Here is a 4,175-nt window from a genome sequence, read left to right as displayed (position 1 = left end):
CCGCACCCGTCGCGCACCGCGCTGGCTGCAGGTCGCTGCGGCCGTGGCCGGTGTCGCGGTGATCGGTGGCGGCGGCTACGCGTACGGCCTGGGGTCCGCACCCGAGACCCTGACAGCGGCGCCGGCGATCACGCTCGACGGCGGAGCCGCGCGGGACGACGCCGCGCCGGAGGCCGCGTCGATGGCCGGCGGCAGCACCGCCGACTCCGCGAAGATGATGTACCCCTGGTGGGGCGGTCGGACCGTGTTCACGGCGAGCGGTCTGTCCAGCGAGGGCGGCTCGGGCGACGCGTGGGGTTTCGACGCCGCGGGCACCTACTCGGAGTCCCGCGTGGCCGCCGCGGCCGCCGCGCTCGGGGTCTCCGGCCAGCCGCGGCTCGAGTACGGCACCTGGTCGGTGGGACCGAACGACGGCTCGGGAGCGTCGGTGTCGCTGTCCGCGGACGGCCTCGCGAGCCTGTCGTACTACGACCCGACGCGGGACCCGTGGAACTGCGTCCGGTCGGCGCCCGACTCCCCCCAGGAGCCGGCGACCGACGCCGAGGGTGGGGTCGCCCTTCCCGAGCCGGCGATCGACGGCACGGGACAGTGCACCGCCACGGCGCCGGCCCCGACCGGCGACACGGCGGTCGGGCAGGCGAAGGACGCGCTCACCGCGGTCGGCGTCGACCCGGCGGGCTACCAGCTCGTCGCGTCGACCGACCCGGGCAGCCCCCAGGTCACCAACGTCACGGCGAGCCAGGTGCTCGACGGTCAGCAGACCGGCGTGACCGCCAACGTCACGCTCGTCGCCGAAGGCGTGCAGTCGCTGTACGTCCCGCTCGCCACGCTGGTCGAGCTGGGCACGTACGACGTCGTCAGCCCCGCCGAGGCCGTCGAGCGGCTGGGCGACCCGCGGTTCGGCGCCTCCGGCGGTGGCGGCGTGATGCCGCTCGCCGCCGAGAGCGCCCGTGCGGACGACACGATGGTCGCGCCCGAGCCCACCGTCCCCCCGACGCCGTCGGCGGGCAGCCCGCTCGCGTGGCCCGTGCAGGACGTCACCCTCGTCTCGGCCCGCCTAGGCGTCGCGCTGACCACCCTGCCGACCGGTGCGTCCGTCCTGGTGCCGACGTACGAGCTGGCCGACGCGGAGGGTGTGACCTGGAGCGTCATCGCGGTGGTCGACGACCAGCTGGACTTCTCCGCGGTGGGCTGACTCCCCCGAGGGCCCGCGGAGAGAGCACGGAGGCCGGCCGGCGTCGGAGGGGACGCCGACCGGCCTTCGTCACGCCCGAGCGAGAACTGACGTCGACCGCGGCCGAGAACAACGTGGGACGCGTTCTGAGCCGCGATCACGCGTCCAGAGCTGTTCTCGTCCGGCTCCCGCGGGGGCGCCGCGCGGTCGGGGGTTGCTGACAGACTCGCGGGCATGGCCGAATGCACCGAGAAGCTGCTGCTGCTGGACACCGCGTCGCTGTACTTCCGCGCGTACTTCGGGGTGCCCGACTCCGTGAAGGCGCCGGACGGGACGCCCGTCAACGCGGTCCGTGGGCTGCTCGACATGATCGCCCGGCTCGTCACCGACCACCGGCCCACCCGGCTGGTCATGTGCTGGGACGACGACTGGCGCCCGCAGTTCCGCGTCGACGCGATCCCGTCGTACAAGGCGCACCGCGTGGCGGTCGAGGTGCCCGGCAGCACGGGGGTCGAGGAGGTGCCGGACACCCTGGCGCCCCAGGTGCCGATCATCGTGGAGGTCCTGGCGGCGCTCGGCATCGCGCGGGTCGGGGTACCCGGCTACGAGGCCGACGACGTCATCGGCACCCTGGTCGCGCGCGAGGTGGCCAAGGACGACCCCGCCCCGGTCGACGTGATCACGGGAGACCGGGACCTGTTCCAGCTGGTCGACGACGCCGTCCCGGTGCGAGTGCTCTACACGATCCGCGGCATCAAGGACCTGATGGCCATCGACCAGGCGGTGCTCAAGGACAAGTACGCGGTCGCGACCGGGGCTGGGTACGCCGACATGGCCGTGCTGCGCGGGGACCCGAGCGACGGGCTGCCCGGCGTGCCGGGCATCGGGGAGAAGACCGCCGCGCAGCTGGTGCACCGGTACGGGTCGCTGCAGGGCATCCTCGCGGCTCGCGACGCCGGCGACCCCGGACTGACCGCCACCCAGCGCAGGCGTCTCATCGAGGCGGCGGACTACCTGGCGGTCGCGCCGGCCGTGGTGCGGGTGGCGCCGGACGCCCCGGTCGGGGACGTGGACGACCGGCTGCCGCAGGTCGTCGCGGACGCCGAGGCGCTGGTCGCGCTGGCCGAGCGGTGGGGGCTCTCGTCGAGCGTGAAGAGGGTCGTCCACGCGCTCAGCGGGTGAACCCCCGAAATCGGGCGTATCAGACATCGACACCTGTCCTCTTGGTGGGACGTGCGTTACCGACCGGTAGCCACCCCCGCGCCCCGACCCGGGGTACCGACCGGAAAGGCAGTCCCTATGTCCTCCGCCCGCCCCCTGACGTCCTCGGCCCCGAAGCGGCACACCGCCGCCGGGACGTCGGCCCCCGTCCCGAGCAACACCCTCGCCCGCCCGGCCGTCGTGGTCGCGCGGGTCGAGTCGGGACTGGCCGGGTTTCTCACCCGCTACTCGATCGCCGCCCTGCGGATCAGCCTCGGGCTGGTGTTCCTCGGCTTCGGCGTCCTGAAGTTCTTCCCCGGCATGAGCCCGGCGGCGGAGCTGGCCGAGCGGACGATCGGCACGCTCACGTTCGGCCTCGTCGGTCCCACGGCGGCGCTGCTGCTGACCGCGACCCTGGAGACCGTCATCGGGCTCACGCTGGTCACCGGGCTGTTCCTGCGCACCGGCCTGGTGATCCTGGCCGGCGCCCTGGTCGGCATCATGTCGCCGATCGTGCTCTTCTACGGCGAGCTGTTCCCGGCCGGTGGGCCGACGCTGACGGGTCAGTACGTGCTCAAGGACGTCGTGCTCGCCTGCGCCGGCGCGGTCGTCGCTGCCGCGGCGCTCGGAGCCCGCCTGCGCCTCCCGCGGGAGTGAGCGGCCTCAGTCCCGCAGGTACACCTCAGGGCCTGCCTCGCGCCAGCCGTCCGAGGCCGCCGGGGCGGGTCCTCCCGCACCCACCAGCAGGAGCTCGTCGCCGACGCCGAACTGCAGGACGCGGGCGTCGGTCGACGTGCACCCCGTGGACGGCAGCTCCCCGGTGGTCAGCGTGAGGACGCAGAGCAGGTGCGTCCGCGAGACGCCCGCGTAGTACCGGGTGTCCGGCGTCTGCGCGAGCAGGCGGGTGCTGCTCGGGTCGATCCGGCTGCCGACCAGGTCGGCGTCGGCGACGACGTCCACCGGCCGCTGCGGCGTGCCGAGCACCGTGAGCAGGCTGGTCGGGTCCGCCGGGGTCACGGCGGCGGCCTGCTGCGCGAGCCGCACACCCACCAGTCCGGCCGCGACGAGCGCGGCTGCGGCGACCAGCGCCAGGCCGGCACGCACGCTCGACCGCCCCCGCGGGGCCTCGTCGGCCGCGAACCCGGTGAATGCGTCGGTGAAGAAGTCCGCGTCGTCGACGGTGGTCATGCCCCCCCATCGGCCGGATCGGCGCCGGACATGAGCACCGATGCCCCGAATGACCTCGTTCGGGTGCAGGGACCCTGCCCCGCGCAGGGCAGAATCTCCTTCCGTGATCACGGTCAGCACGGACGGCTCCTGCCTGCGCAACCCCGGCGGGGCGATCGGGTGGGCCTGGGCCAACCACGACGGCACCAGCGCCAGCGGCGGCCACGCGGCCGGCACCAACCAGATCGCGGAGCTCATGGCCGTCCTCGAGGCCGTCCGGTCGCACCCCGGCGACGAGCCCCTGGTGATCCAGGCCGACTCGCAGTACGCCATCAAGTGCGCGTCGGTGTGGGTGGACGGCTGGCGGCGCAAGGGCTGGCGCACGGCGAGCGGCGGCCCGGTGCAGAACCTGGCGCTCATCCAGTCCATCGACCGGGCCATCGCCGAGCGCCCCGGACCGGTCACGTTCGTCTGGGTGCGCGGGCACCGCGGCGACCAGTTCAACGAGCGTGCCGACGAGCTCGCGGGCATCGCGGCCCGCGGCGTGCGCGGGGGCGGCTCGGCGCCGACGCTCGTGACGGTCCCGCTTGCTCCGCCCGCACCGCACGCGCGGCAGCCGGCCCCGGTCGCGGAG

5 protein-coding genes are annotated in these 4,175 nt (G+C 74.5%); 4 read left to right on the top strand and 1 reads right to left on the bottom strand.

Translation table 11 applies throughout. The annotated features are described in order from the left end of the window. From RYN42_RS19930 to RYN42_RS19920, 3 genes are all read left to right on the top strand, one after another. The coding region (locus tag RYN42_RS19930) for a hypothetical protein (protein ID WP_315099299.1) at window positions 1–1,195 on the top strand (1,195 nt) is incomplete at its 5' end. Window positions 1,196–1,408: 213 nt separating this feature from the next. Then, complete coding sequence (locus tag RYN42_RS19925; protein WP_315099296.1) at window positions 1,409–2,356, top strand: 5'-3' exonuclease; 948 nt, start codon at window positions 1,409–1,411, stop codon at window positions 2,354–2,356. Window positions 2,357–2,473: 117 nt separating this feature from the next. Continuing rightward, entirely contained in the window at window positions 2,474–3,031 is a 558-nt protein-coding gene (locus RYN42_RS19920) for a DoxX family membrane protein (RefSeq protein ID WP_315099293.1), read from the top strand. 6 nt (window positions 3,032–3,037) lie between these two features. Here RYN42_RS19920 and RYN42_RS19915 read toward each other — a convergent pair whose 3' ends face one another. After that, on the bottom strand, window positions 3,038–3,562 hold the full coding sequence (locus RYN42_RS19915) for a hypothetical protein (RefSeq protein WP_315099290.1): 525 nt from the start codon (window positions 3,560–3,562) through the stop codon (window positions 3,038–3,040). 103 nt (window positions 3,563–3,665) lie between these two features. On the opposite strand from RYN42_RS19915, the gene RYN42_RS19910 reads away from it, so the two are divergent. Beyond that, window positions 3,666–4,175 (top strand): ribonuclease H (locus RYN42_RS19910; RefSeq protein WP_315099287.1); only part of this gene is annotated, 510 nt, incomplete at its 3' end.

Source organism: uncultured Cellulomonas sp. (assembly GCF_963527515.1).
Lineage (GTDB): Bacteria > Actinomycetota > Actinomycetes > Actinomycetales > Cellulomonadaceae > Cellulomonas.
The sequence above is the reverse complement of the archived record's forward strand: the minus strand, read 5'-3'. Positions and strand labels throughout refer to the sequence as shown.

Bases quoted from the DNA above. Each gene is read 5' to 3' on its own strand.
- RYN42_RS19925 (WP_315099296.1), top strand. From the start codon at position 1,409: ATGGCCGAATGCACCGAGAAGCTGCTGCTGCTGGACACCGCGTCGCTG.
- RYN42_RS19920 (WP_315099293.1), top strand. From the start codon at position 2,474: ATGTCCTCCGCCCGCCCCCTGACGTCCTCGGCCCCGAAGCGGCACACC.
- RYN42_RS19915 (WP_315099290.1), bottom strand. From the start codon at position 3,562: ATGACCACCGTCGACGACGCGGACTTCTTCACCGACGCATTCACCGGG.